The 20802-nt window shown below is 70.2% G+C and carries 20 protein-coding genes and 1 pseudogene; 7 read left to right on the top strand and 14 right to left on the bottom strand.

Annotated elements, in window-relative coordinates; genetic code table 11:
- The first annotated feature begins 152 nt into the window (after positions 1-152).
- Positions 153-1439: an adenylosuccinate synthase gene (locus tag SB754_RS14375; protein ID WP_410782986.1), complete on the top strand. Its 1287-nt coding sequence runs from the start codon at positions 153-155 to the stop codon at positions 1437-1439.
- A gap of 86 nt (positions 1440-1525) precedes the next feature.
- Here SB754_RS14375 and SB754_RS14370 read toward each other — a convergent pair whose 3' ends face one another.
- From SB754_RS14370 to SB754_RS14355, 4 genes and pseudogenes are all read right to left on the bottom strand, one after another.
- Positions 1526-1981, bottom strand: a complete 456-nt coding sequence (locus tag SB754_RS14370; protein WP_410782985.1) for a hypothetical protein — start codon at positions 1979-1981, stop codon at positions 1526-1528.
- Between the two features lie 39 nt (positions 1982-2020).
- Positions 2021-2089 (bottom strand): annotated as a pseudogene (locus SB754_RS14365) (Fic family protein); the annotation flags it as partial.
- 21 nt (positions 2090-2110) lie between these two features.
- Entirely contained in the window at positions 2111-3391 is a 1281-nt protein-coding gene (locus SB754_RS14360; protein ID WP_410782984.1) for a GNAT family N-acetyltransferase, read from the bottom strand.
- Between the two features lie 44 nt (positions 3392-3435).
- Positions 3436-4029: a TetR/AcrR family transcriptional regulator gene (locus SB754_RS14355; protein WP_410782983.1), complete on the bottom strand. Its 594-nt coding sequence runs from the start codon at positions 4027-4029 to the stop codon at positions 3436-3438.
- Positions 4030-4143: 114 nt separating this feature from the next.
- Between SB754_RS14355 and SB754_RS14350 the strand changes: the two genes are divergently transcribed.
- The 3 genes from SB754_RS14350 to SB754_RS14340 are packed head-to-tail and all read left to right on the top strand — an operon-like array spanning position 4144 to position 6733.
- Entirely contained in the window at positions 4144-5061 is a 918-nt protein-coding gene (locus SB754_RS14350) for a carbon-nitrogen hydrolase family protein (RefSeq protein WP_410782982.1), read from the top strand.
- Complete coding sequence (locus SB754_RS14345; RefSeq protein ID WP_410782981.1) at positions 5058-6413, top strand: APC family permease; 1356 nt, start codon at positions 5058-5060, stop codon at positions 6411-6413. The genes SB754_RS14350 and SB754_RS14345 overlap by 4 nt, the downstream gene beginning before the upstream one ends.
- A gap of 26 nt (positions 6414-6439) precedes the next feature.
- A complete protein-coding gene (locus SB754_RS14340; protein WP_410782980.1) occupies positions 6440-6733 on the top strand; it encodes a hypothetical protein in 294 nt (97 codons plus the stop codon).
- Between the two features lie 31 nt (positions 6734-6764).
- On the opposite strand, the gene SB754_RS14335 is transcribed toward SB754_RS14340, so the two are convergent.
- The 7 genes from SB754_RS14335 to SB754_RS14305 form a co-directional block, all read right to left on the bottom strand.
- Positions 6765-7688 carry an SDR family NAD(P)-dependent oxidoreductase gene (locus tag SB754_RS14335; protein WP_410782979.1) on the bottom strand — a complete coding sequence of 308 codons (924 nt, stop codon included), beginning with the start codon at positions 7686-7688 and terminating at the stop codon, positions 6765-6767.
- Between the two features lie 4 nt (positions 7689-7692).
- Positions 7693-8007 carry a chorismate mutase gene (locus SB754_RS14330; RefSeq protein WP_410782978.1) on the bottom strand — a complete coding sequence of 105 codons (315 nt, stop codon included), beginning with the start codon at positions 8005-8007 and terminating at the stop codon, positions 7693-7695.
- A gap of 28 nt (positions 8008-8035) precedes the next feature.
- Positions 8036-9367: an FtsX-like permease family protein gene (locus tag SB754_RS14325; RefSeq protein ID WP_410782977.1), complete on the bottom strand. Its 1332-nt coding sequence runs from the start codon at positions 9365-9367 to the stop codon at positions 8036-8038.
- On the bottom strand, positions 9364-10101 hold the full coding sequence (locus SB754_RS14320; RefSeq protein WP_410782976.1) for an ABC transporter ATP-binding protein: 738 nt from the start codon (positions 10099-10101) through the stop codon (positions 9364-9366). Before SB754_RS14320 ends, SB754_RS14325 begins: the two co-directional genes overlap by 4 nt.
- Positions 10102-10203: 102 nt before the next feature.
- The gene (locus SB754_RS14315) at positions 10204-11682 is read right to left on the bottom strand and encodes a glycosyltransferase (RefSeq protein ID WP_410783328.1); all 1479 of its coding nucleotides are present in this window, start codon (positions 11680-11682) and stop codon (positions 10204-10206) included.
- Positions 11683-11806: 124 nt separating this feature from the next.
- Entirely contained in the window at positions 11807-12502 is a 696-nt protein-coding gene (locus SB754_RS14310) for a CE1759 family FMN reductase (RefSeq protein ID WP_410782975.1), read from the bottom strand.
- Between the two features lie 28 nt (positions 12503-12530).
- On the bottom strand, positions 12531-13718 hold the full coding sequence (locus SB754_RS14305) for an LLM class flavin-dependent oxidoreductase (RefSeq protein WP_410782974.1): 1188 nt from the start codon (positions 13716-13718) through the stop codon (positions 12531-12533).
- Between the two features lie 181 nt (positions 13719-13899).
- On the opposite strand from SB754_RS14305, the gene SB754_RS14300 reads away from it, so the two are divergent.
- Together SB754_RS14300 and helR are read left to right on the top strand one after the other, a co-directional pair.
- The gene (locus SB754_RS14300; RefSeq protein ID WP_410782973.1) at positions 13900-14625 is read left to right on the top strand and encodes a Type 1 glutamine amidotransferase-like domain-containing protein; all 726 of its coding nucleotides are present in this window, start codon (positions 13900-13902) and stop codon (positions 14623-14625) included.
- Positions 14626-14762: 137 nt separating this feature from the next.
- Entirely contained in the window at positions 14763-16931 is a 2169-nt protein-coding gene (helR, locus tag SB754_RS14295) for an RNA polymerase recycling motor ATPase HelR (RefSeq protein ID WP_410782972.1), read from the top strand.
- Between the two features lie 44 nt (positions 16932-16975).
- Here helR and SB754_RS14290 read toward each other — a convergent pair whose 3' ends face one another.
- On the bottom strand, positions 16976-18208 hold the full coding sequence (locus SB754_RS14290; protein WP_410782971.1) for an RNA polymerase sigma factor: 1233 nt from the start codon (positions 18206-18208) through the stop codon (positions 16976-16978).
- Positions 18205-18573, bottom strand: a complete 369-nt coding sequence (locus tag SB754_RS14285; RefSeq protein WP_410782970.1) for a YciI family protein — start codon at positions 18571-18573, stop codon at positions 18205-18207. The genes SB754_RS14290 and SB754_RS14285 overlap by 4 nt, the downstream gene beginning before the upstream one ends.
- A gap of 178 nt (positions 18574-18751) precedes the next feature.
- On the opposite strand from SB754_RS14285, the gene SB754_RS14280 reads away from it, so the two are divergent.
- Complete coding sequence (locus tag SB754_RS14280; protein WP_410782969.1) at positions 18752-19672, top strand: DMT family transporter; 921 nt, start codon at positions 18752-18754, stop codon at positions 19670-19672.
- Here the strand turns inward: SB754_RS14280 and SB754_RS14275 are convergent.
- Positions 19669-20715, bottom strand: coding sequence for an alpha/beta hydrolase (locus tag SB754_RS14275; protein ID WP_410782968.1), 1047 nt, complete (start codon positions 20713-20715; stop codon positions 19669-19671). The two genes, SB754_RS14280 and SB754_RS14275, sit on opposite strands and share 4 nt — an antisense overlap.
- Between the last annotated feature and the right edge of the window lie 87 nt (positions 20716-20802).

Genomic DNA, 20802 nt, shown 5'->3' with positions numbered 1-20802 from the left:
CGCTCAATGTAGGACCGCGGTCGCTCCCGCGACAATGGTCAGAATCGGGCGGCGGCGCTCAGGATCGGCGCAAAACGCGGTCGCGATAGGATCGAGTGCGACGGTCGTCCCGCGTGGCGCCGACGTGTTCCATCCATCGAGAGGATTCCGACGTGCCCGCGATAGTGATCATCGGCGCCCAGTGGGGCGACGAAGGCAAAGGCAAGGCGACCGACGTCCTGGGGAGCCGCATCGACTACGTCGTCAAGTTCAACGGCGGCAACAACGCCGGTCACACGGTGGTCGTCGGCAACGAGAAGTACGCGCTGCACCTGCTCCCGTCGGGCATCCTGACCGAGGGCGTCACGCCGGTCATCGCGAACGGCGTCGTCGTCGACATCGAGGTGCTCTTCGAGGAGCTGGATGCGCTGATCGCGCGCGGCGTCGACGTCTCCCGGCTCAAGGTGAGCTCGAACGCGCACGTCATTACCTCGTACCACCGCACCATCGACAAGGTGACGGAGCGCTTCCTCGGCAAGCGCCAGATCGGCACCACCGGCCGTGGCATCGGGCCGACGTACGCCGACAAGATCAACCGGGTCGGCATCCGCATCCAGGACCTCTTCGACGAGAACATTCTGCGTCAGAAGGTCGAGGGCGCCCTCGACCAGAAGAACCACCTCCTCGTGAAGGTCTACAACCGCCGCGCGATCACGGTCGACGAGGTCGTCGAGCAGCTGCTCGAGTACGCGGAGCGCCTGCGCCCGATGGTCGTCGACAGCTCCCTCCTGCTCAACAAGGCGCTCGAAGAGGGCAAGTACGTCCTGTTCGAGGGCGGCCAGGCGACGATGCTGGATGTGGACCACGGCACCTACCCGTTCGTCACCTCCTCGAACTCCACCGCCGGCGGCGCCGCGACCGGCTCGGGCATCGGCCCGAACCGCATCGACCGCGTGATCGGCATCGTCAAGGCGTACACGACCCGCGTCGGCGCCGGTCCGTTCCCGACGGAGCTGTTCGACGAGTGGGGCGAGTTCCTGCGCGAGCGCGGCTTCGAGTTCGGCACCACCACCGGCCGCCCCCGCCGCACCGGCTGGTACGACGCGCCCGTCGCCCGCTACACCGCACGCGTCAACGGCGTGACCGACTTCGTCCTGACCAAGCTGGACACGCTGACCGGCATCGAGCGCATCCCGGTCGCCGTCGCCTACGACGTCGACGGCGTGCGCCACGACGAGGTGCCGGCGTCGCAGAGCGACTTCCACCACGCGGCGCCGATCTACGAGGACTTCCCCGGCTGGACCGAGGACATCAGCGGCGCCCGCACCTTCGAGGACCTGCCGAAGAACGCGCAGGACTACGTCCTCGCGCTGGAGCGCCTCTCCGGTGCCCGCATCTCCGCGATCGGCGTGGGCCCCGCCCGCGACCAGATCGTGGTGCGCCACGACCTGATCGACTGAGCCGCCGCGAACCACTGGTCCCGACACGCCGTCACGACCGCTGTCGACACGGCATGTCGGGACCACTCGTTTCGCGGGCTGCTCGGTCAGGCCGCGGCTGTGCTCCGGGAGGCGATGCGTCGGTCGAGTCCGCTGAGCTCGTCGATGATCGCCGTCACGGCCCAGACCCGGTTGCGCTGGCGGTTGGTGATGCGGTGGATGATGCCGGCGTGCTCCAGGCGGTCGAGCGCCTCATACGTCGCAGACGTGGACCGGTGGATGCGGTCCTCCGTCGACTCCGCGTCGAACACCGGGTTCTCCAACAGCCCGTCCAGTACCGCGGACACGGCGCCTCCCGCGCGGGGAGCGAGGAGTTCGTGCCACTCGTCGGGGAGCCCGTAGATGGCTCGGACCGAGAGGAGCGCCTCCTCCGACGCGATGCGGGTGGACTCCGCCAGTTCGCGCACGATGGGCCCCGCCTCGCCGCGGCGATAGGCGGTGAGCAGGGCGAAGTAGCGCTGCTGGTCGGCGCCCAGCGCCGATGCGACCGGCGGCGTCGACACCGAGGTGAGGCCACGCCGGCGATAGATGGCACCGATCAGCGCGCGGCCGATCCGGCCGTTGCCGTCGGTGAACAGGTGAATGGATTCGAATTGGGCATGAGCGACCAGCTACGGGAATAGTCGAGCGCGCTAGAACCAGGTGCTGAGGCGCGGAGGGACGGCGGTGCGGAAGAGGCGGTCGAGCGCCGCCGCGTCGCCCCGGATGCGACCGGCCAGGGCGAGCGCGCGGGCCGCGTCATGCCCGAGGTACACGCTCCCCAGAGCCCCGACCGGGAGGGTGACGTCGGCCGAGTCGTCGGTCGCCGCGACCTCGGCGCGCCCGTCCACGACAGTGAGCCGGAAGCGTCCTCCTGCGAGCCCCAGGTCGTCGGCGACGTCGAGCACGAGCGAGCCGTCGCGCTCGTACGTACGCGCCTGCAGTGCGGCCGGGACATCGAGGATGCGCACCCAGAGGTGGTCCTCGACCGCGGTGACCTTCGCGCCGCGGATGTCGGAGACGAGCGCGGGAAGCGGCTCATCCACACCGCGCGTCCACACCTTGACGCTGGCGACCAGGTCGAGTTCGAGCAGGTACCGCCAGAGCGCGGCGAGCGCCTCGTCCGTGGCCGCAGCGAGGTAGTTGACGTCGACGGTGTGGCGGGTGAAGTCGTCGTCGCCTTTGACCGTGTACGAGACGAAGCCCTCCGGCTCCCCGGACGGCGAGTCGTAGCGCACCAGCCGGTAGCGGTCGGCGTCGGTGTCGCCCTTCAGCGGTCCGACCAGGCGGTGCGCCAGGTACGGCTCCAGGCCGATCTCTCCTGCACGACCGGCCATCGCGCGGTCGAGCACCCGCTCCGCCGTCTCGCGGTAGTCCTCGGGCTCGGCGAACGACAGGCGCCCCGGCGTCTCCGCCCCGGCCCAGCGGACGCGCTTGGTGTCGATGGTCCACGCGGTCGCCGAGGTGGCAGGACCGAAACCCCAGCGGCCGTAGATGACCGATTCGGAGACGGTCAGGATGGCGAGCGGTACGCCCAGCGAGTGCGCCGTCCGAAGCTCTGCGCCCAGCAGGGCGCGCGCGATGCCGCGGCGGCGATGCGTCGGCGCCACCGTGACGGAGCTGATCGCCCAGGAGCCGACGCGCTCGCCGCCGGGCACGGTGAGCGGAGCGATCCAGGAGTTCGCGGTGCCGACCGGCTCACGGGCCGGGACGGCGTCATCGTAAACGGCGGTCGTCCGCCGGCCGGACAGGTGGCCGCGGGCCTCCTCCAGCACCTCCTCCTTGGGCCGGCCGCCGTGGAAGCCGCGGAAGTCGGCGCGGATCCAGCCGTCGAAGGCGGCGGCGTCGGTCGTGTCGACCAGGGCGAGGCGGAGGCCGCCTGCGGACAGGTCGCGCTCGGAGGCGGGGTCGATGGGCTGGGTCAGATAGTCCATCCCTTCACCGTATCGGGCGGAGTCCGGTGGCGGGAGGGTTGCGGTCAGACCGCGGCGACCATGATCCGCGCGTAGTCCATCAGCCACTCCTGCTCCGTCTCGGGGCTGAGCTGCCCGGTGAGCACGTCGACGCCGTAGCCGTCCTCCAGCGCGATGAAGCTGCGCGCGAGCACGTCCGCCGGCAGCAGCAGCCGGAACCGGCCGGACTCCTCGCATTCCCGCAGCACCCGTTCGTACAGCGCGGCCTGCCGCGCGATGAGCGTCGCGTTCTCGGCGGCGGCTGCGGCGTTGCGCAGCACGATCGGGGTCAGCTCGTAGAGGACACGGCTGGTCTCCTCCGCGTGGCCCGGCCACGGCACGCCGGAGGCGATGCACGCGGCGAGCTTGTCCTCCGGGCTGCCCGCCTCCTCCACCCGCGCTTCGCGGTGCGTGCAGTACTCGTCGCTGCCCTGGGCGAACACGGCCGTGTACAGCTCGCGGACGTCGGGGTAGTAATACAGCACGGAGGCGGACGTCAGCCCGGCCTCCTTGGCGATGTCCGCGAGCCGCAGCCCGCTGGAGCCGTGGGCGAGCATCGCGCTGGAGGCTGCGGCGATCAGTTGCTCGCGTCTGCGGGTCTGCTCCTTGGGCCGTGCCATACCTCCGATGGTCGCATACCGAGCAGCTGCGTTTGACATCGGCACGATTCTTTATATAAATTGCGTTTAATTTATTCGGACGGCCCCGCTCGGGGCCCAGACGGAACCCGGTTGATGATGACCCGCCCGCTCTCCCTGGCCCTGGTGCAAGCACCGACGGCCCCCTCCGACGACATCGGGGCCTTCGCGGCCCACCTCGAACGCCTCACCCGCCTCCACATCGACACCCACCTCTTCGTCCACCCCGAGCTGCACCTCACCGGACTCGGAGAGGCGTCGCCTGCGGAGACCGCCGAGTGCATCGAGGCGCTTGCCGAACCCCTCGACGGCCCGCGCGACCGTGCGCTTGCGGAGGTCGCCGGCGACCTCGGCCGCTGGCTCGTCCCCGGCAGCTTCTACGAGCGCGGAGAGGACGGCCGCATCTACAACACGACCGCCGCGTACTCCCCGGACGGGCGCCGCGTCGCCTCCTACCGGAAGGTGTTCCCGTGGCGGCCCTACGAGACCGTCGCCGCCGGCGATGAGTTCGTCGTCTTCGACATGGCCGGCTTCGGCCGCATCGGCCTCTCGATCTGCTACGACGCCTGGTTCCCGGAGTCCAGCCGCCACTTGGCCTGGATGGGCGCGGAGCTCATCCTGAACCTGGTGCAGACGCCGACCTCCGACCGCGCGCAGGAGATCACCATCGCCAAGGCGAACGCCATCGTGAACCAGGTCTTCGTCGCGAGCGTCAACGCCGCGGCACCGAACGGTCTCGGGCAGAGCCTCCTCGTCGACCCGCAGGGCCGGACGCGCGTGGAGTCCGCGAGTTCCGAGAGCGCCGTCCTCACCGACGTCATCGACCTGGACGAGGTGGCCGCCGTCCGCCGGTTCGGCACCGGCGGCGTGACCCGGCCGTGGCGGCAGTACGACGGGGCGGAGTCGACACTCGCGCTTCCGCTCTACGACGGCAGCATCTCGTCGTCCCGCTGGACGCCCGCCGCCGCCGCTGCCGGCGCCGCCGCCACGACTCCTGCGGAGGTGCTCGCGTGAGCGCCGCCCCGCAGTTGAAGGCGAAGCTGTCGCTCTCCTCCATCGTCCTGTTCGGCGTCGCCTACATGTCGCCTGCGATCGTGATGCTGACCTTCGGCGTGATCGCCGGAGCCAGTGACGGCACCACCCCGACCGCGTACATCATCGCGGCAGCGGCCATGTCGCTCACCGCCCTCTCCTACGGCCGGATGGCGCGGATCTTCCCCGCGTCCGGTTCGGCCTACACGTACGCGCGGCGGACGATCGACCCGCACGTCGGGTTCCTGGTGGGATGGGCGATCCTGCTCGACTACTTCTTCCTCCCGATGGTCGCGTGGCTGATCCAGTCGGTGTACCTGAACGCGCAGTTCCCCGCCGTCCCGGTCTGGGTGTGGCTGCTGATCAACGTGGTGGTCACGACCGTCGTCAACGCGCTCGGCATCGTGCTCGCCGACCGGGTCAACAAGACGCTCATGACGCTGACCGGCCTCGGGATCGCGGCCTTCGTGGTGCTCTGCATCGGCCACCTGACCGCCGACCATCCGGCCTCCCTCACCGCTCCGCTGTGGAACGACTCCACGACCATCGCCGCCGTCTCCGGTGGTGCTGCGATCGCCGCCTACTCGTTCCTCGGGTTCGACGCGATCAGCACCCTCAGCGAGGAGACGAAGGACCCGGAGCGCAACATCCCGCGCGGAATCTTCCTCGCCGTGATCATCGGCGGGCTCATCTTCGTCGTCGTCTCGTACGTGATGCAGCTGGTGCACCCGGGAGGGTCGTTCGACGACTCGTCGACCGCCTCCTATGCGATGTCCGTGCTGGTCGGCGGGAAGGTGTTCGCCGACATCGTGAACCTGGTCGTGATCGTGGGCGGCTTTGCGTCGGCGATGGCCATCCAGGCGAGCACGAGCCGCCTGATGTTCGTGATGGGCCGCGACGGCGTGCTGCCGCGCCGGTTCTTCGGCCGGCTGAGCGCGCGGTTCAACACGCCGCTGCTGAACCTCCTGCTGATCGGCGTCGTGGCCATGTTCGGCCTCGGTCTGTCGCTCGACACCGCGACGTCGTTCATCAACTTCGGCGCGTTCCTGACCTTCACGATGGTCAACGTCTGCGTCGTCGTGCACTTCGTGCGGCAGTGGCGCAGGCGCGAGCGGCTCTCGGTGGTGAAGTACGCGGTCCTCCCCGTGATCGGTGCGCTGGTCGACCTCTACCTGCTGACGCAGCTCGGTCCGATCGCCCTGTGGCTCGGGATCGGCTGGCTCGTCATCGGCATCGTGTACCTGGCCGTGCTCACACACGGTTTCCGGCGCACCCCGCCGGAGATGCACGTGGAGGACGAGGGCGCCCCGGAGGAGGAGCCCGTCGAGGCGTGACCGGGGTGTCCGCTACCGTTGAGAGCATGAAGGTGCGCGGTCTGATCCAGAGCAGCACGACCCAGGAGCTCACCGCGGAGGCGGACGACGCCGGGTCGGCTCGCGCCCTCATCGAGGCGCAGGTGCCGGACGGCTTCGACCTCCTGCAGGTGCACAACGCGATGCCGCGCGGCGGGCGGGTGATCGCCACGGCGATCATCCGCGAGTCCGCCGTCCAGGAGATCGAGGCGGAGGGCCCGGACTATGCGTCCGCCCGCGATGCCCTGCGTGCGAAGGTGCCCGCCGAGCACCTCCTGCTGTCCATCGTCGTCGACGCGTAGCGTCCCCTCGGCTGGGCCGCGTACTGCGGACTCACGGCAGCGGGAACGCCTGCCCGGATGCCGCCTCCAGCAGCGGCCAGAGCCGCGCACCGAGCCGTGGCGACCGGGAGGCACGCGTGGCCGGAGTGTGGACCGGCGCGCCCTTCGTCCAGAGGGCCGGGCCGAGGAACTCGCCTCCGCTGACGGCCGGGTCCAGGACGGCCCGCACCGGCGCGTGCGCGCCGTCGTCCTTGCCCTGGGTCCAGGCCGCCTGCAGGTTGTCGCCGAAGCGTTTGAGCCGGGACGGCGTGTTGACCCCGCGGATGCCCGGCGTGCGACCGGAGGTCGAGTACCCGGGGTGCACGACGATGCTCTGCACGTCCGCCCCCGATGCCCGGAGCCGGCGGTCGAGCTCGAAGCCGAAGGCCTGCGCGGCGATCTTCGAGCCCGAGTAGGCGCGCCACGACGTGTAGCCGCGTTCGAGCTGGAGGTCGTCCAGTCGCAGGCGGCCCATTCGGCTGGCCAGCGAGCCGAGCGTGACGATGCGGCTCCCGGGCGTCGCCGTGAGCGCCGGCAGCGCCTGCGCGACCAGCCGGAAGTGGCCGAGCACATTGGTGGAGAGCACCAGCTCGTTGCCGTACTCGTCCGTCTTCCGGGTGCGGGGAGGGTGAACGAGGCCCGCGTTCAGGACCAGCGCATCCACCCGGTCCCGCTCCAGCAGGGCGTGCGCCGCAGCGTCGATGGACCGTCGATCCGTCACGTCGAGGGGCATGGCCTCGACGCTCGCCCGGGGCACCCGTCGGCGGATGGCCGACACCGCGGCCTCTGCGCGCTCCGGATCACGGCAGGCGAGCACGACGTGCGCTCCGGCACGCGCGAGCTGTTCGGCGGTGAAGTAGCCGACGCCCGCGTTCGCTCCGGTGATGACGACCGTGCGGCCGCCGGCGTCCGGCAGGGACGCTGCATCCCAGCCCATGCGGTTACCGGCCGTTCTCGCCGGCGATGCGCTCGTGGTGGTGGATGACCTCCGCGACGATGAAGGTCAGGAACTTCTCCGCGAACGCGGGGTCGAGGTGGCTCTCCTCTGCGAGCGCCCGCAGCCGCTGGATCTGCTCCTTCTCGCGCTCCGGGTCCGCCGGAGGCAGCCCGTGCTCCGCCTTCAGCGCTCCCACCTGCTGGGTGAACTTGAAGCGCTCCGCGAGCATGTGGATGACCGCCGCGTCGATGTTGTCGATGCTCTGCCGGATGCTGTGCAGCCGAGCCAGCGCATCCTCCATCTCCCGGTTCTCGCTCATGAATCGACCCTACTGGACCGGCGCACCGTCACAGGCTCGGCGACGGCTCCGCGAGCACGCGCGTCAGCACCGGCCGGGTGGCGCGGAGCGCCGCCCAGACCAGCAGGATGCCCACGGCCAGGCATCCGGCGACGATCGCCAGGGTGAGTGGGGAGACCAGGAGGCTCATGCCGGTGAGCGGGAACACCACGACCGCCGCGGTGACCGCCGACCCGACGGACACCATCCGCAGGGGCGCGAGCACGGCTCGGCTCCGCGCCGCGTTCATCTCTGCCACGGGCATCCCGATCCGGTCGAGGCTGACGTAGAGGTCACGCCGGTCGAGGATCGCTGCCGCCTGCGTCACGCCGGCGGAACAGGCGACCATCAGGAAGGAGGCGACGACGGTGATGATCACGCCGGTCCGGATGTCGGCGACGATCAGCCGCGACTGCGGGTCAGACGAACTCGCCGCGGCATCCATCAGCGAGACGGCGACACCGGCGAACACGGCGATGAAGCTGGTCATCGCGACGCCGGAGACCTGCCGCCAGGCGGCCTTCGGCGACTCCAGGATGCTGCGGGCGGCGAGCAGACGCCGGATCGTGCACGCCCGTCGCGCCTGCCGGGAGGCGGTGACGCGAAGCACCCATGGCCCGACGAGGTTCAGAACGGCGATGCTTCCCCCGAATCCGACGCCCAGTACGACGATGACCACGCTGATGCCGGGCGCCGCGCCCAGCACCGACAGGGTGGCGACCACGACGGCGATGACGGCCACCGCCACGAGCGCGCGCACCCAGTGGACGCCCGGCGCCCGCTCCCGGGTCCGCACGCCGAGCGGCGAGAGGACGACACCGCGGAGCCCGACCACCGCGCTGAGCGCGGCCAGGACGCCGATCCCGGCCACGACGGCCGCGATCCAGCCGGGTCCGAGCAGCACCGCGATGCCGAGTGGATCCCCGCGGAACGGGATCAGACCCACCAGCGGGGCGGCCAGCAGGTACACCACCAGGCCCGTGACGGCGCCTACCAGCGCGAGGAGGGTCGACTCGATCACCGTCAGCGCGGTCACCAGTCGCGGCGTGGCGCCCAGCAGCCGCAGACTCGCCAGTCGGTCGTCCCGGCGGCGCGCCGACAGCCGGGCGGCCGAGCCGCCGAGCGCGACGAGGGGCACGACCAGCAGCGACAGGGCGATCACCGCGAGTGCCTGGTAGAGACCGGCCAGGTCGTCGGTCCACGAGAAGAAGGCCTGCGCTCCGCCCGCGACGATCAGCAGCAGCGCGGTGACCACGGCGAAGGCGACGACGGGCAGAACGACGGTGGAGCGCGCGGAGGCGCTGCGACGCGCGAACAGCCAGGCGAGACGGAGGGTCGTCATCGCGCGCTCACCTCGTCGGCGATCTGGCCGTCGACGATCCGTCCGTCGGCGAGCCGCAGCACGCGCGAGCAGCGGGCGGCGACCGTCTCGTCGTGCGTGACGACGATGAGCGAGCGGCCGCGATCGGTGGTGGACCGGATCAGCGCATCCATCACCTCGGCGGACGTCACCGAGTCGAGCGCGCCCGTCGGCTCGTCCGCGAACACGACGGAGGCCCCGGTGGTCTGGGCGCGCGCGATGGCGACCCGCTGCGCCTGGCCGCCGGAGAGCTGCCCGATGCGGCGGGACTCGAGTCCGGCGAGACCGAGCGCCGCCAGCCACATGGCGGCGGTCTGCTCGGCGGCGCGGCGGTCGGCGCCCGTCAGCATCAGCGGGAAAGCGACGTTCTCGACCGCCGTGAGCTCGGGGAGGAGCAGCCCCTGCTGGAAGACGAAGCCGAACGCCTCCCGTCGCAGCCGTGAGCGGCCGGCCTCATCGAGAGCCGTCACGTCCAGTCGACCTTGCGGTGCCGAGAGCACGACCGAGCCGCTGTCCGGCCGGACGATACCGGCGAGGCAGTGCAGCAGCGTCGTCTTGCCGGAGCCGGAGGCGCCCATGATCGCCACCGACTCCCCGGCGCGGATCGTGAAATCGACCCCGGCCAGGGCGGTCGACGTTCCGTAGGTCTTGACGAGCCCGGAGGCGGTGAGCGCGGAGGGCGGGGGAGCGGATGCGGGAGGCGGTGCTGAAGTCATGCCTCCAGCGTGGCCGGGCGCCGGACCGGCGGCATCGGCCGGAAGGCGCATCCGGTCGGCGGGGCGTCATCCGAGGGATGTGGTCCCCCGGTACGACGGCGCTCAGCTCGTGGCGACGCGCCCGACCTTCTCGGTCTTGTCCCAGCGGGCCTCCGCGCCCGCCAGCTCCTTGAGGTAGGAGTCGAAGGTGATCGCGCACAGCAGCGACCCGTAGCCGGCCAGGTAGATGAGCGCAGGAGCGAGCCAGCGGCCGGCGCGGGTCTTCTCCGACTTCCGGGCCAGCCACGCGAAGACCATCGAGAACGGGATCCAGATGTAGATGGCCAGGGTGATGGCGAACAGTGCCGGTCCGTCGAGGGTGACGCCGAAGAGGCCGGGCAGCCAGACCAGCATCACCGGCGGGAACAGGGCGGTGATCATCACGAGCATGTTGATGATGCCGGGGAAGAGTAGGACGTGCCCGAGCTCGCGCTTCGTCGTCGTGGCATCGGTGAGCGAGCCGAGGATGAGCACGAACAGGTAGGCGAGCGCGGCCGAGATCCAGAGCACCCGGAAGACGCCGGTGGCCACCTCGTTCTGCAGGAACAGCAGTCCGGCCAGCCCGATGGACGACAGGATCATGATCAGCGGCAGCAGCCACAGGCTGAACCAGACGATCCCGAAGCTGATGCCGCCCAGGTGGTGGCGGCGCGACGGCCGGAACCAGACCTTGGCGTAGCGGGCGGTCACGGAGACGTTGCCGCGGGCCCAGCGCAGGCGCTGCTTCCAGAGACCGTCGATCGCCCGCGGCTCCTCCGCCAGCACGTGCGCGTGCGGCTCGAAGACGACTTTGCGGCCCTGCAGCTGGGTCTCGAAGGTGGTGATCGTGTCCTCGGCGAGGGTCGTGGTGTCGATCCGGCCGCCGATGGCGAGGAGGTTCTCGCGCGTGTGCAGCTGGGCGCCGCCGGCGAGGCACGCCTGGGCGCCGAGCACGTTCTGCGCGCGCCGCGCCGCCGGCTGCGACAGCACGTACTCGGTGCTGATGAACTTGGTCAGCCAGTTGCGGTCCTCGCTGCCCTCGTAAATGTAGGCGGAGACCGCGCCCACCTCCGGGTCGGCGAGGTGGCGGGTCATCCGGCGCAGAGACGTCGGCGTGTAGATGACGTCGGCGTCCATGATGAGGAGCGCCTCCATCCACTCGTCTTCGAGGACCCTCGCGATGCCGTGGTTGAGGGTGTGCGCCTTGCCCTGGCCGCCCTGCTCGCGCCGCAGCAGGTGCACGTTGCCGGGGTAGCGCTGGGCGCGGTCGCGCACCACGACCGGGGTGTCGTCGGTGCTGGCGTCGTCGACGACGTAGATGCGGAGCGCCTCGAGCGGGTAGTCCAGCTTCATCAGCCGGTCGATGGAGGCGCCGATCACCGCGCCCTCGTTCCAGGCCGGGACGACGATGGCCACGCGCGGGAGGTAGGGCGCAGCCTTCTTGTAGTGGTTGATCCAGGCGTGGAACGGGATCACCACGAAGGTCGCCGCGGCCGCGACGACGGGCAGCAGTCCGGAGAGGGCGAGGATGAGGCACACGACGACGCCGATCCACTGCAGCACGCTGAGAACGTCCACCCGCAAGACCTCCCTGTTCTACCCTGCACCCTACCGTGAGAGGTCGCCCCGACGGACGCGAACAGGCCCCGGAAACCGGCGCCTGTTCGCGGACGGAAGGCGGTTGCCGCTAGCGGCGGGAGCCGGGGAGGGTTCCTCCCGCGGCGAGGCGCATCAGGTCGGAACCGAGGTCGATCCCGAGCTGGTTGCCACCGGCCGAACCGAACTCGTGCTGGTAGCTGTCCCAGGAGGTGTCGGTGATCTTCGCCTCGATGTCGGACTCCATCAGCACCACCAGTTCGCGGGCGGCGCGGTCGATCCGCGTGCCGAGCGACTTGTCCTGCCAGTCCTCGGTGGAGGCGAAGACCGACGTCGGCGTCGTCATGGTGCGGAGGAAGGCGAACAGCGAGCGCATCTCCCCATCGACCACCAGGGCGTGCCGGGCGGTCCCGGCGGTCGCTCCGAGGGTGACCGGCTTCGCGATGAGCAGGTCGTTGTCGAGCACCTGGAAGAACGAGGTGAACAGTCCGCTCGGACCGGCCTTGTAGACGGGTGCCGTGGCGATGATGCCGTCCGCCGACTTCAGCGCCTCGATCGCCTTCGTGAACTTCGGGCCCAGGTGACCGGACGCCAGAGCGGCGCCCAGCTCGGGCAGCACCTCCCGCAGGTCGAGGTGGAGGGTCTCCACGGTCCGGCCGTCGCGCTGTGCGGTCGCCTCGACGCGGAGCGCGAGCCGGTCGGCGAGCATCTTGGTGGACGAGGGGTCGCTGACTCCCGCGTTCACCACGACGACGCGGAACGGTCGCTGCTCGGTGGTTGTGGTCATGATTCGTCCTTCTCTCGGAGCCGTGCGATCAGAGCGAGGGGGTGCTCGCCTGGACCTGCTGCTCGGTGTCCTGGTATGGGGACCCGCCGGTCACGTTGTCGCCGCGGTTCGCGTTCGGGCGCGGCTGACGCGGGGTTGCGTCGCCGTACTTGGCCGCCACCAGGGATGCGTGGGTCGGAGCGTCCGGGGTCTCCGGGTCCTTGCGCGCTTCCGTCTCCTTGCGGAGCACGGGGATGACGTGCTCGCCGAGCAGGTCGAGCTGCTCCAGCACCGTCTTCAGCGGGAGACCGGCGTGGTCGACGAGGAAGAGCTGACGCTGGTAGTCGCCGGCCCACTCGCGGAAGGTCAGGGTCTTGTCGATGATCTCCTGCGGGCTCCCCACCGTGAGCGGGGTGGCCTCCTCGAACTCCTCCATCGTCGGGCCGTTGCCGTAGACCGGCGCCTCGTTGAAGTAGGGGCGGAACTGGTTCTTGGCGTCCTGCGAGTTCTTGGCGACGAACGCCTGGCCGCCGAGGCCGACGATCGCCTCCTTCGCGGTGCCGTGCCCGTAGTGCTCGAAGCGCTCGCGGTAGAACGCGATCAGGCGCTCGTAGTGATCCTTGGGCCAGAAGATGTTGTTGGCGAAGAAGCCGTTGCCGTAGAACGCGGCCTGCTCGGCGATCTCGGGTGTCCGGATGCTGGCGTGCCAGACGAAGGGCGGAACGTCGTCGAGCGGACGCGGCGTGGAGGTGAAGCCCTGCAGCGGCGTGCGGAAGCGTCCCTCCCAGTCGACGACATCCTCGCGCCACAGCCGGTGCAGGAGGTTGTAGTTCTCCAGCGCGAGCGGCAGGCTCTGGCGGATGTCCTGACCGAACCACGGATAGACGGGACCGGTGTTGCCCCGGCCGACCATCAGGTCCATGCGGCCCTTCGACAGGTGCTGCAGCATCGCGTACTCCTCGGCGATGCGCACGGGGTCGTTGGTGGTGATCAGCGTGGTCGACGTGGTCACCGTGAGCCGCTCGGTGAGGGCGGCGATGTGCGCGAGCAGGGTCGTGGGCGAGGAGGAGAAGAACGGCGGGTTGTGGTGCTCGCCGATCGCGAAGACGTCCAGCCCGACCTCCTCCGCGTGGGTCGCGATCTTCACGATCGCGTCGATGCGCTCCGCCTCGCTCGGCGTCTCGCCGGACACGGGATCGCGGGTGATGTCGCTGACGGAGAAGATTCCGTACTGCATGACTGGCTCCTCAGGTTGTTCTCGCCGTTTCTATGCAAATGCATACAACGTGCGGAGTGTGCAGGTATTCCCGACCCATGATCCCCTCTCGGCCGTCGGCCGCCTCGCCCCGGTAGCCTCGTCAGATGACCTTCGATGCGAACGACGAGAATACCGGCGTCACGGTTGCGGATGGCGCGGCATGAGCGTGCACCTCATCGGCGGCGGTGCGACCACGAGTGCGGATGCCGCGCTGTACGCGCCGTTCGTCGCAGAAGCCGCGCTGCGGGCGAGCCAGGCGGGCCGCGCGAGGCCGCGCCTCGCCGTGATCTCCCTGCACCCTGAGGCCGAAGAGAAGGCTGCGGCGCTCGGCGAGCTTCTGACCGAGGCCGGAACGGGACCCGCGATCGAGCTGAGCCTGACCGCGGGGCGGCCCGGCGAGCCGATCGGACTCGGCGCGATCGCCGACGTCGACGGAATCGCGGTGGGGGGCGGCATCGTCGAGGAGGTGCGCGCCGGGCTCGAACCGCTGTTCGGCGAGTTGCGCCGGATGGTCGCCGCAGGCGTGCCCTACCTCGGTGTCTCGGCCGGCGCGATGATCGCGGCGGAGGGCTCGCTCGGGGGCGGTTCGCGCATCGGCGGCGTTGTCGTCTCGCCGGAGGACCCCGACGAAGAGGGCGAGGAGCTGGAGATCGACCCGGGCGTCGGCCTCGTGGATGTGGCCGTGGAGGTGCACGTAGCCCAGCGCGGCATGCTCTCCCGACTGGTTGCTGCGGTCGAATCGGGGCTCGTCACGGGCGCGCTCGGGATCGACGAGCGCACCGCCCTGATCGTGGGCGAGGGCGCGCTCCGGGTCGCGGGCAGGGGCAGTGTCTGGCGGGTGCTGCAGACCGAGGGCGGCGTGCTGGTCTCCACGATCGGCGCGTGACCGAGCACGGCTCGCGCGGCCTCGCGCTTGTCGTACGCGTTCCGTGCGGCGAGGAGTGGAACCCTCCCGCATTTCCAGGATACCCGGGGGGAGAGGGCTTGCCGCAAGGGCCCCCTCGCAGGGCAGAATCGTCGCTCGTGACTCTGACGACCAGCGCGTTCGACCTGCCCGACCGACTCGCCGGCAAGCGTGACGCCCGCCTCATCGGTGCTGATGACGCGCATTTCGCCGCGATCGCCGACAGCCTGGAGGAGCAGATCGGCGAGTTGACGGAGCGTCTCGCTGCTGAGCGCCTCCGGCCCGGCGGTCAGGGGCAGGAGGCGATGGACCGCGACATCGAGATCCACCGGCTCTCCGCCCGGCTCCGGGTGCTCCGCCGCTTCACACTCGACCTCTGCCTCGGTCGCATTGTGCCGGAGGGTGGCGACGAGCCCGTCTACATCGGACGGCTGAGCCTGTCCGACCGGTCGGGCAAGCGTCTCCTGATCGACTGGCGGGCGCCGGCAGCAGAGCCGTTCTTCGCGGCGACGCACGCGAACCCGATGGGGTTGGCGAGCCGGCGACGTTACCGCTGGACCGGTGGCCGGGTGAGCGACTACTGGGACGAGGTGTTCACCGAGGATGGCCTCGCCGGCAACGCCGCCCTGGACGACCAGTCTGCGTTCATCGCGAGCCTGGGCAGCAGCCGCTCCACCCGGATGCGGGACGTGCTGAGCACGATCCAGTCGGATCAGGATGCGATCATCCGAGCCGGTTCCAGCGGCGCCCTCGTCGTCGACGGCGGCCCTGGCACGGGGAAGACCGTCGTGGCGCTGCACCGCGCTGCGTACCTGTTGTATGCCGACCCCCGGATCTCTCGCGGCGACGACGGGGTGCTGTTCGTCGGGCCGAGCGACGGGTATCTCGCCTACGTCGGGGACGTGCTCCCGAGCCTGGGCGAGGAGAGCGTACAGATCTCCACCCTCCGGGGTCTCGTCCCCGAGGGCCCGACAGCGAGTGTGGAGGCCGATCCGCGCGTCGCCGCACTCAAAGCCTCCAGAGAACTTCTGTCGGCGATGGATGCCGCCGTCCGCTTCTACGAGATTCCGCCCTCCACGGGCATGACGGTGGAGACCCTGTGGGCGGAACTCCGGCTCACCGCCGCCGATTGGGCAGAGGCGTTCGACGCTGCCGAACCGGGCACGCCGCACAATCAGGCCCGCGAGCAGGTCCGGGAGGCCCTGCTCGATCTCCTGATCGACCGTCTCGACGGCGAGGAGGTGCCTCCCCACGTGGCGCGGAAGGCGCTCGTGCAGAACGAGGAGTTGAACCGCGCTTTCTCGCGGGCCTGGCCGCTCCTGGACCCGGTGGGCGTGGTCAGCGACCTGTGGTCCGTGCCCGCCTATCTGCGCGCCTGCGCTCCGGGCATCGACGACGACGACATCGCGACCCTCCAGCGAGCCGACCCGCGGGCCTGGACCGTCTCGGACCTCCCGTACCTGGACGCTGCCCGGCAGCGGATCGGCGACCCGGAGGCGCCGGCCCTCGCCCGGCGCCGCGCTGCGCTGCTCGCCGCCCAGCAGGAGCAGATGGCCAGCGTCGTCGAGGATCTGATCGCCGCGGACGACTCGGAGATGCTGGTCATGTCCATGCTGCGCCGGGATGACGCCAAGAACAGTCTCATCGACGAGTCCGACCTGCCGAGCGTCCCGTCCGATGCGCTCGCCGGGCCGTTCGCTCATGTCGTGGTGGACGAGGCGCAGGAGCTGACGGACGCGGAATGGGACATGCTGCTTCGCCGCTGCCCGTCGCGCAGCTTCACCATCGTCGGCGACCGGGCGCAAGCCAGGCACGGCTTCACCGAGACGTGGCAGGACCGGCTTCATCGGGCGGGTCTGAAGGAGGTGGATGTCGTTTCACTGACCATCAACTACCGCACGCCGTCGGAAGTCATGGCCGAGGCCGAGCCCGTGATCCGCGCCGCGGTGCCCGACGCGAACGTTCCGACCTCGATCCGCAGCAACGGGGTGCCGGTCGTCCACGGTTCGGTCTCCGACCTCGAGGACGTTCTGGACACCTGGCTCGCCCAGCACGCTCTGGGCGAGGGGGTCGCCGCCGTCATCGGCGTCGACCCGGAGGCGGGCGGGCGGCCTGAGCCGAGTCCGCGTGTCCGTTCTCTGACGCCCGAGCTGAGCAAGGGGCTGGAGTTCGATCTGGTGGTGGTCGTGGAGCCGGATCGTTTTGGTTCCGGTGTCGAGGGCGCCGTCGACCGGTACGTCGCGATGACGCGTGCGACCGAGCAGTTGGTGGTGCTGAGCAGCGAATAGACGAAGGTCGCAGCGGCTCCATCGCAGCAGCGGTACGTCCGGTGTCACCGGGGGTTCGGGTGCTCCAGGCGGCGGGCGCGTGCCAGGAGGTAGTCCCGTTCGGGGATCGAGCGGGTGCGCCGCGCGGCTTCGCGGTAGTGGGACACGGCCTCCGCTGTCTTTCCGGCGCGCTCGAGCAGATGCGCCTGCACCGCGGTGACGCGCTGTTCGTCGACCGGTCGGCCGCTCGCGAGCAGCCGGTCGATGCTGGCGAGACCCGCGGCTGGACCGGAGACCATGGCTTCGGCCACCGCAGCGTTGAGGGTCGCGACGGGGTTTCCGGTCTCGCGTTCCAAAAGCCGGTACAGCGCGAGGATCTGCGGCCAGTCGGTCGCCTCGGGCGTCGGCGCTTCGGCATGGACGGCGGCGATGGCCGCTTGAAGGGCGTACGGCCCTGTTCCGCCGCGCGGAAGGCTCCGTTCGAGGATCGCGATGCCCTCCTCGATGAACGGCCGGTTCCAGAGGGAGCGGTCCTGCTCGTCCAGCGGGACCAGGACCCCAGCCGGGGTGGTGCGGGCCGGCCTGCGGGCGTCGGTCAGGAGCAGGAGGGCCAGCATCCCCGCCACCTCACCGTCGTCCGGGAGTGCGGCATGCAGGACCCGGGCGAGATGGATCGCCTGGTCCGTCAGGTCGGCGTCGCCGACCAGGTCTCCGGACGCAGCGGTGTGGCCTTCGGAGAACATGACGTAGACGACGGCCAGCACGGCATCCAGACGGTCGCCGGCGGCGGCCGGCGCCGGGAAGACGGCCCCGGCCTCGCGGATACGCGATTTCGCTCTGCTGATCCGCTGGGCGATCGTCGCCTCGGGGAGCAGGTATGCGTGGGCGATCTGAGCCGTGGTCAGCCCCGCGACCGCCCGGAGGGTGAGGGTGATCTGCGCAGAGACGGTGAGGGCCGGGTGACAGCACAGCTGCAGCAGCTGGACGCTGTCGTCCTCCTGCGAGACCCGGGCGTCCACAAGCGGTCGGTCGAGCAGCGCCTGGCTCTGCTCCCTCTCGCGCCGGCTGGTCTCGCTCCGGATCTGGTCGATCAGCCTCCGGCGGGCGGCGGTGATGAGCCAGGCGCGCGGGTCGTCCGGTCGCCCCGACCCCGGCCACTGCCGGATCGCGGCGATCATGGCCTCCTGGACGGCGTCCTCGCAGATGTCGAACTGGCCGGCGCCGTAGCGGCGGAGCAACGCCGCGAGGACCTGCGGCGCCAGTTCGCGCAGCAGGTCCTCGATGGTCTTCTGCGTCACATGTCCGCCCCGGCCGAGTACATCACCGGCCGGATCTCGAGGGCGAGGCCGTCGATGGCTGCATCGGGGATCTGCTTCGCCAGCTCGATCGCCCGCTCCTTCGATTCGACATCGACCAGGTAGTAGCCGCCCATGAACTCCTTGGTCTCGGCGAACGGTCCGTCGACGACTTCTGGGACTCCGCCCCGGCTGCGCACAACGGTCGACTGGGCCGGGTCGCCGAGAGCGTTGGTGCTGAGCATCTCGCCCGTCTCGCTGATGGTCGAGATGAACTTCTGATGACCGTCGCCGATCGCGGCCATCTGCTCGTCGTTCAGAGCGGCGAGCACGTCCGGGTCGACCTGCATCAGGATGAGGTACTTCATGGTTGTTCCTTTCGGTCCGTCCGCTGCCTGGTGGCAGCGGTCATCAACAGGTCGGAGCGCGTCGCCGATTCTCGACACACTACTGACCGAATGCATCGATGCCGCAGCTGGCCGGATCTGGACCATCCTCGTCCGATTCCCGCTGGCCTGCGTCGGTGGCGACCGATAGCGTCGGAAGGTGAAGGTCGCACTGCAATTCGCCGCCATGGGGCTCGTCTGGGGAGCCAGCTTCCTGTTCATGAAGGTGGCGCTCACCGGCGTCAGCTTCGGGCAGGTCGCGTGGGCTCGGCTGGTGTTCGGCGCCATCACTCTCGCCGTCATCGCGCTGGTGATGCGGGCGCGGCTGCCGCGCGAGCCGATCGTGTGGCTGCACTTCACGGTGGTGGCGGTCACCTACTGCGTCATCCCGTTCCTGTTGTTCGCGTGGGCGGAGCAGTACGTGTCCTCCAGCCTGGCCAGCATCTACAACGCGGTCACGCCGATCACGACGGCGATCCTCGCCACCGCCGCCTTCCGGGTCGAGAAGCTGAACCGCGACCAGGTGCTCGGTGTGCTCGTCGGCATCGTCGGCGTAGTCGTCGTGGTGGGCCCGTGGGCGGTGGATGCGCTCGCCGGCAGCCTGTGGGGCCAGCTCGCCTGCCTCGGCGCCGTCACCTGCTACGGCTTCAGCTTCGGGTACATCCGCCGGTTCATCAGCCCGCGTGCCATCTCCGCAACCACCAGCGCACTGCTGAACATCGGGATCGCGGCCGTCATCATGATCGTGCTCACACCGCTGATCGCCTGGCACCCCGTCACCTTCAGCTGGCCGGTGCTGCTCTCCCTGCTCGCCCTCGGCGCGCTGGGCACGGGCGTCGTCTACATCTGGAACATGAACGTGCTGCGCGCCTGGGGGCCGACCATCACCTCCGGGGTCACCTACGTCACTCCGGTCGTTGGTGTCGCCCTGGGCATCCTGGTCCTCGGCGAACACCTCACCTGGAACGAGCCCGCCGGCGCTGTCATCGTGATCGCGGGCATCCTCCTCACCCAGCAGAGGGTGCGCCTGTTCACGCGGCGCCAGGCAGAGCTCGCCGCTCAGGAGGCCGCGGCGCGCTAGGCGTGCTGCTTCAGGAAGGCGAGGGTCGCATCCAGAGCCTGATGCGCCTCCGCGAACTTCAGATGGAACTGGTACTCGTGCGGCAGCTCCGGCTGGTGGTCGGCCGGCCAGAACAGCTCGGTGACGTCCACCCCGGCTGACCGCAAGGCGGCCGCCATCGGCACCGACTGCGTCCAGGTGAGTCCGTCGCCGTTCCCGCCCGAGATGTACGTCGGCGGGAACTGCGGCGTGATGTGCTGGACGGTCGACATCGTGGAACCGACGTAGGTCTGCGACCAGTCCTTCGTCCCGCTGTACGACCAGAGCGCCGTCTTGAAGCCCCAGCCATCGATGCCGGTCAGGCTGGCCAGGGCGCCCAGGTCGTAGACGCCGCAATTGAGCACGACGGCGGACAGCTGGTCGGGCTTCAACGCGGGCGTCATCCCGAGCAGGTGCGCGTACTCGGGACTCGTCGTCATGACGGCGAGCTGACTGGCCAGCTGCGAGCCGGCCGAATCGCCGGCCAGGACGATCCGGGTGCGGTCGATGCCGAGGCTGTCGGCGTGCGCGTCCAGGTAGGAGAGAGCCTCGTTGAGCTGGCGGACCGCGGTCGGATAGGTGGCCTCCGGGCCGACCGTGTAGTTGAGCCCGACCGTCGTGTAGCCGTGCCCGGCCAGGATGCGGAGGTACGGGTCGACGTCGGCGCTGGCTCCGGAGATCCACGCGCCGCCGTGGATCCAGACGACCGTCGGCAGCGGGCGGGAGTCGCCCGACGGCCGGAACAGGTCGAACGTCGTGTCGGGCGAGCCGGGGGCGTACCGGAGGCCGGTGCGGGCATCCACGCCGCTCTTCGGCACGTACGGCTTCATCTCGGCAACGGTCTCCGCGGCGCCCTTCGCGAAGACGCTGCGGATCGCCAGGGCGGACGGCCACGGCGACGCGGAGGCCAGGCTGCCGAGGATGAGCAGGCACAGCAGCACGATGGCGATCACGGAGACGGTCCGGCGGGCTCGCCGGCTGAGAAGTGGAGGCGTCGGCAGCTCGTCGGCGCGGGCACGGGTCATGCGCTCACCGTACCGTCCCTGGACGCCCGCTGGACGCATCCCGCGCGGGTGCGGCTACCGTCGCCGCCGAGTCAGCGCCGAACGGTG

It is taken from the genome of Leifsonia sp. SIMBA_070 (genome assembly GCF_046534635.1).
GTDB lineage: Bacteria > Actinomycetota > Actinomycetes > Actinomycetales > Microbacteriaceae > Leifsonia.
Note: the sequence above shows the minus strand (reverse complement) of the source record. Positions and strands in the feature narration are given on the sequence as shown.

Coding starts and splice junctions, on each gene's coding strand:
- SB754_RS14360 (WP_410782984.1), bottom strand. CDS start 3,391: ATGGACTATCTGACCCAGCCCATCGACCCCGCCTCCGAGCGCGACCTG.
- SB754_RS14355 (WP_410782983.1), bottom strand. CDS start 4,029: ATGGCACGGCCCAAGGAGCAGACCCGCAGACGCGAGCAACTGATCGCC.
- SB754_RS14350 (WP_410782982.1), top strand. CDS start 4,144: ATGATGACCCGCCCGCTCTCCCTGGCCCTGGTGCAAGCACCGACGGCC.
- SB754_RS14340 (WP_410782980.1), top strand. CDS start 6,440: ATGAAGGTGCGCGGTCTGATCCAGAGCAGCACGACCCAGGAGCTCACC.
- SB754_RS14335 (WP_410782979.1), bottom strand. CDS start 7,688: ATGGGCTGGGATGCAGCGTCCCTGCCGGACGCCGGCGGCCGCACGGTC.
- SB754_RS14330 (WP_410782978.1), bottom strand. CDS start 8,007: ATGAGCGAGAACCGGGAGATGGAGGATGCGCTGGCTCGGCTGCACAGC.
- SB754_RS14325 (WP_410782977.1), bottom strand. CDS start 9,367: ATGACGACCCTCCGTCTCGCCTGGCTGTTCGCGCGTCGCAGCGCCTCC.
- SB754_RS14320 (WP_410782976.1), bottom strand. CDS start 10,101: ATGACTTCAGCACCGCCTCCCGCATCCGCTCCCCCGCCCTCCGCGCTC.
- SB754_RS14310 (WP_410782975.1), bottom strand. CDS start 12,502: ATGACCACAACCACCGAGCAGCGACCGTTCCGCGTCGTCGTGGTGAAC.
- SB754_RS14305 (WP_410782974.1), bottom strand. CDS start 13,718: ATGCAGTACGGAATCTTCTCCGTCAGCGACATCACCCGCGATCCCGTG.
- SB754_RS14300 (WP_410782973.1), top strand. CDS start 13,900: ATGAGCGTGCACCTCATCGGCGGCGGTGCGACCACGAGTGCGGATGCC.
- SB754_RS14285 (WP_410782970.1), bottom strand. CDS start 18,573: ATGAAGTACCTCATCCTGATGCAGGTCGACCCGGACGTGCTCGCCGCT.
- SB754_RS14275 (WP_410782968.1), bottom strand. CDS start 20,715: ATGACCCGTGCCCGCGCCGACGAGCTGCCGACGCCTCCACTTCTCAGC.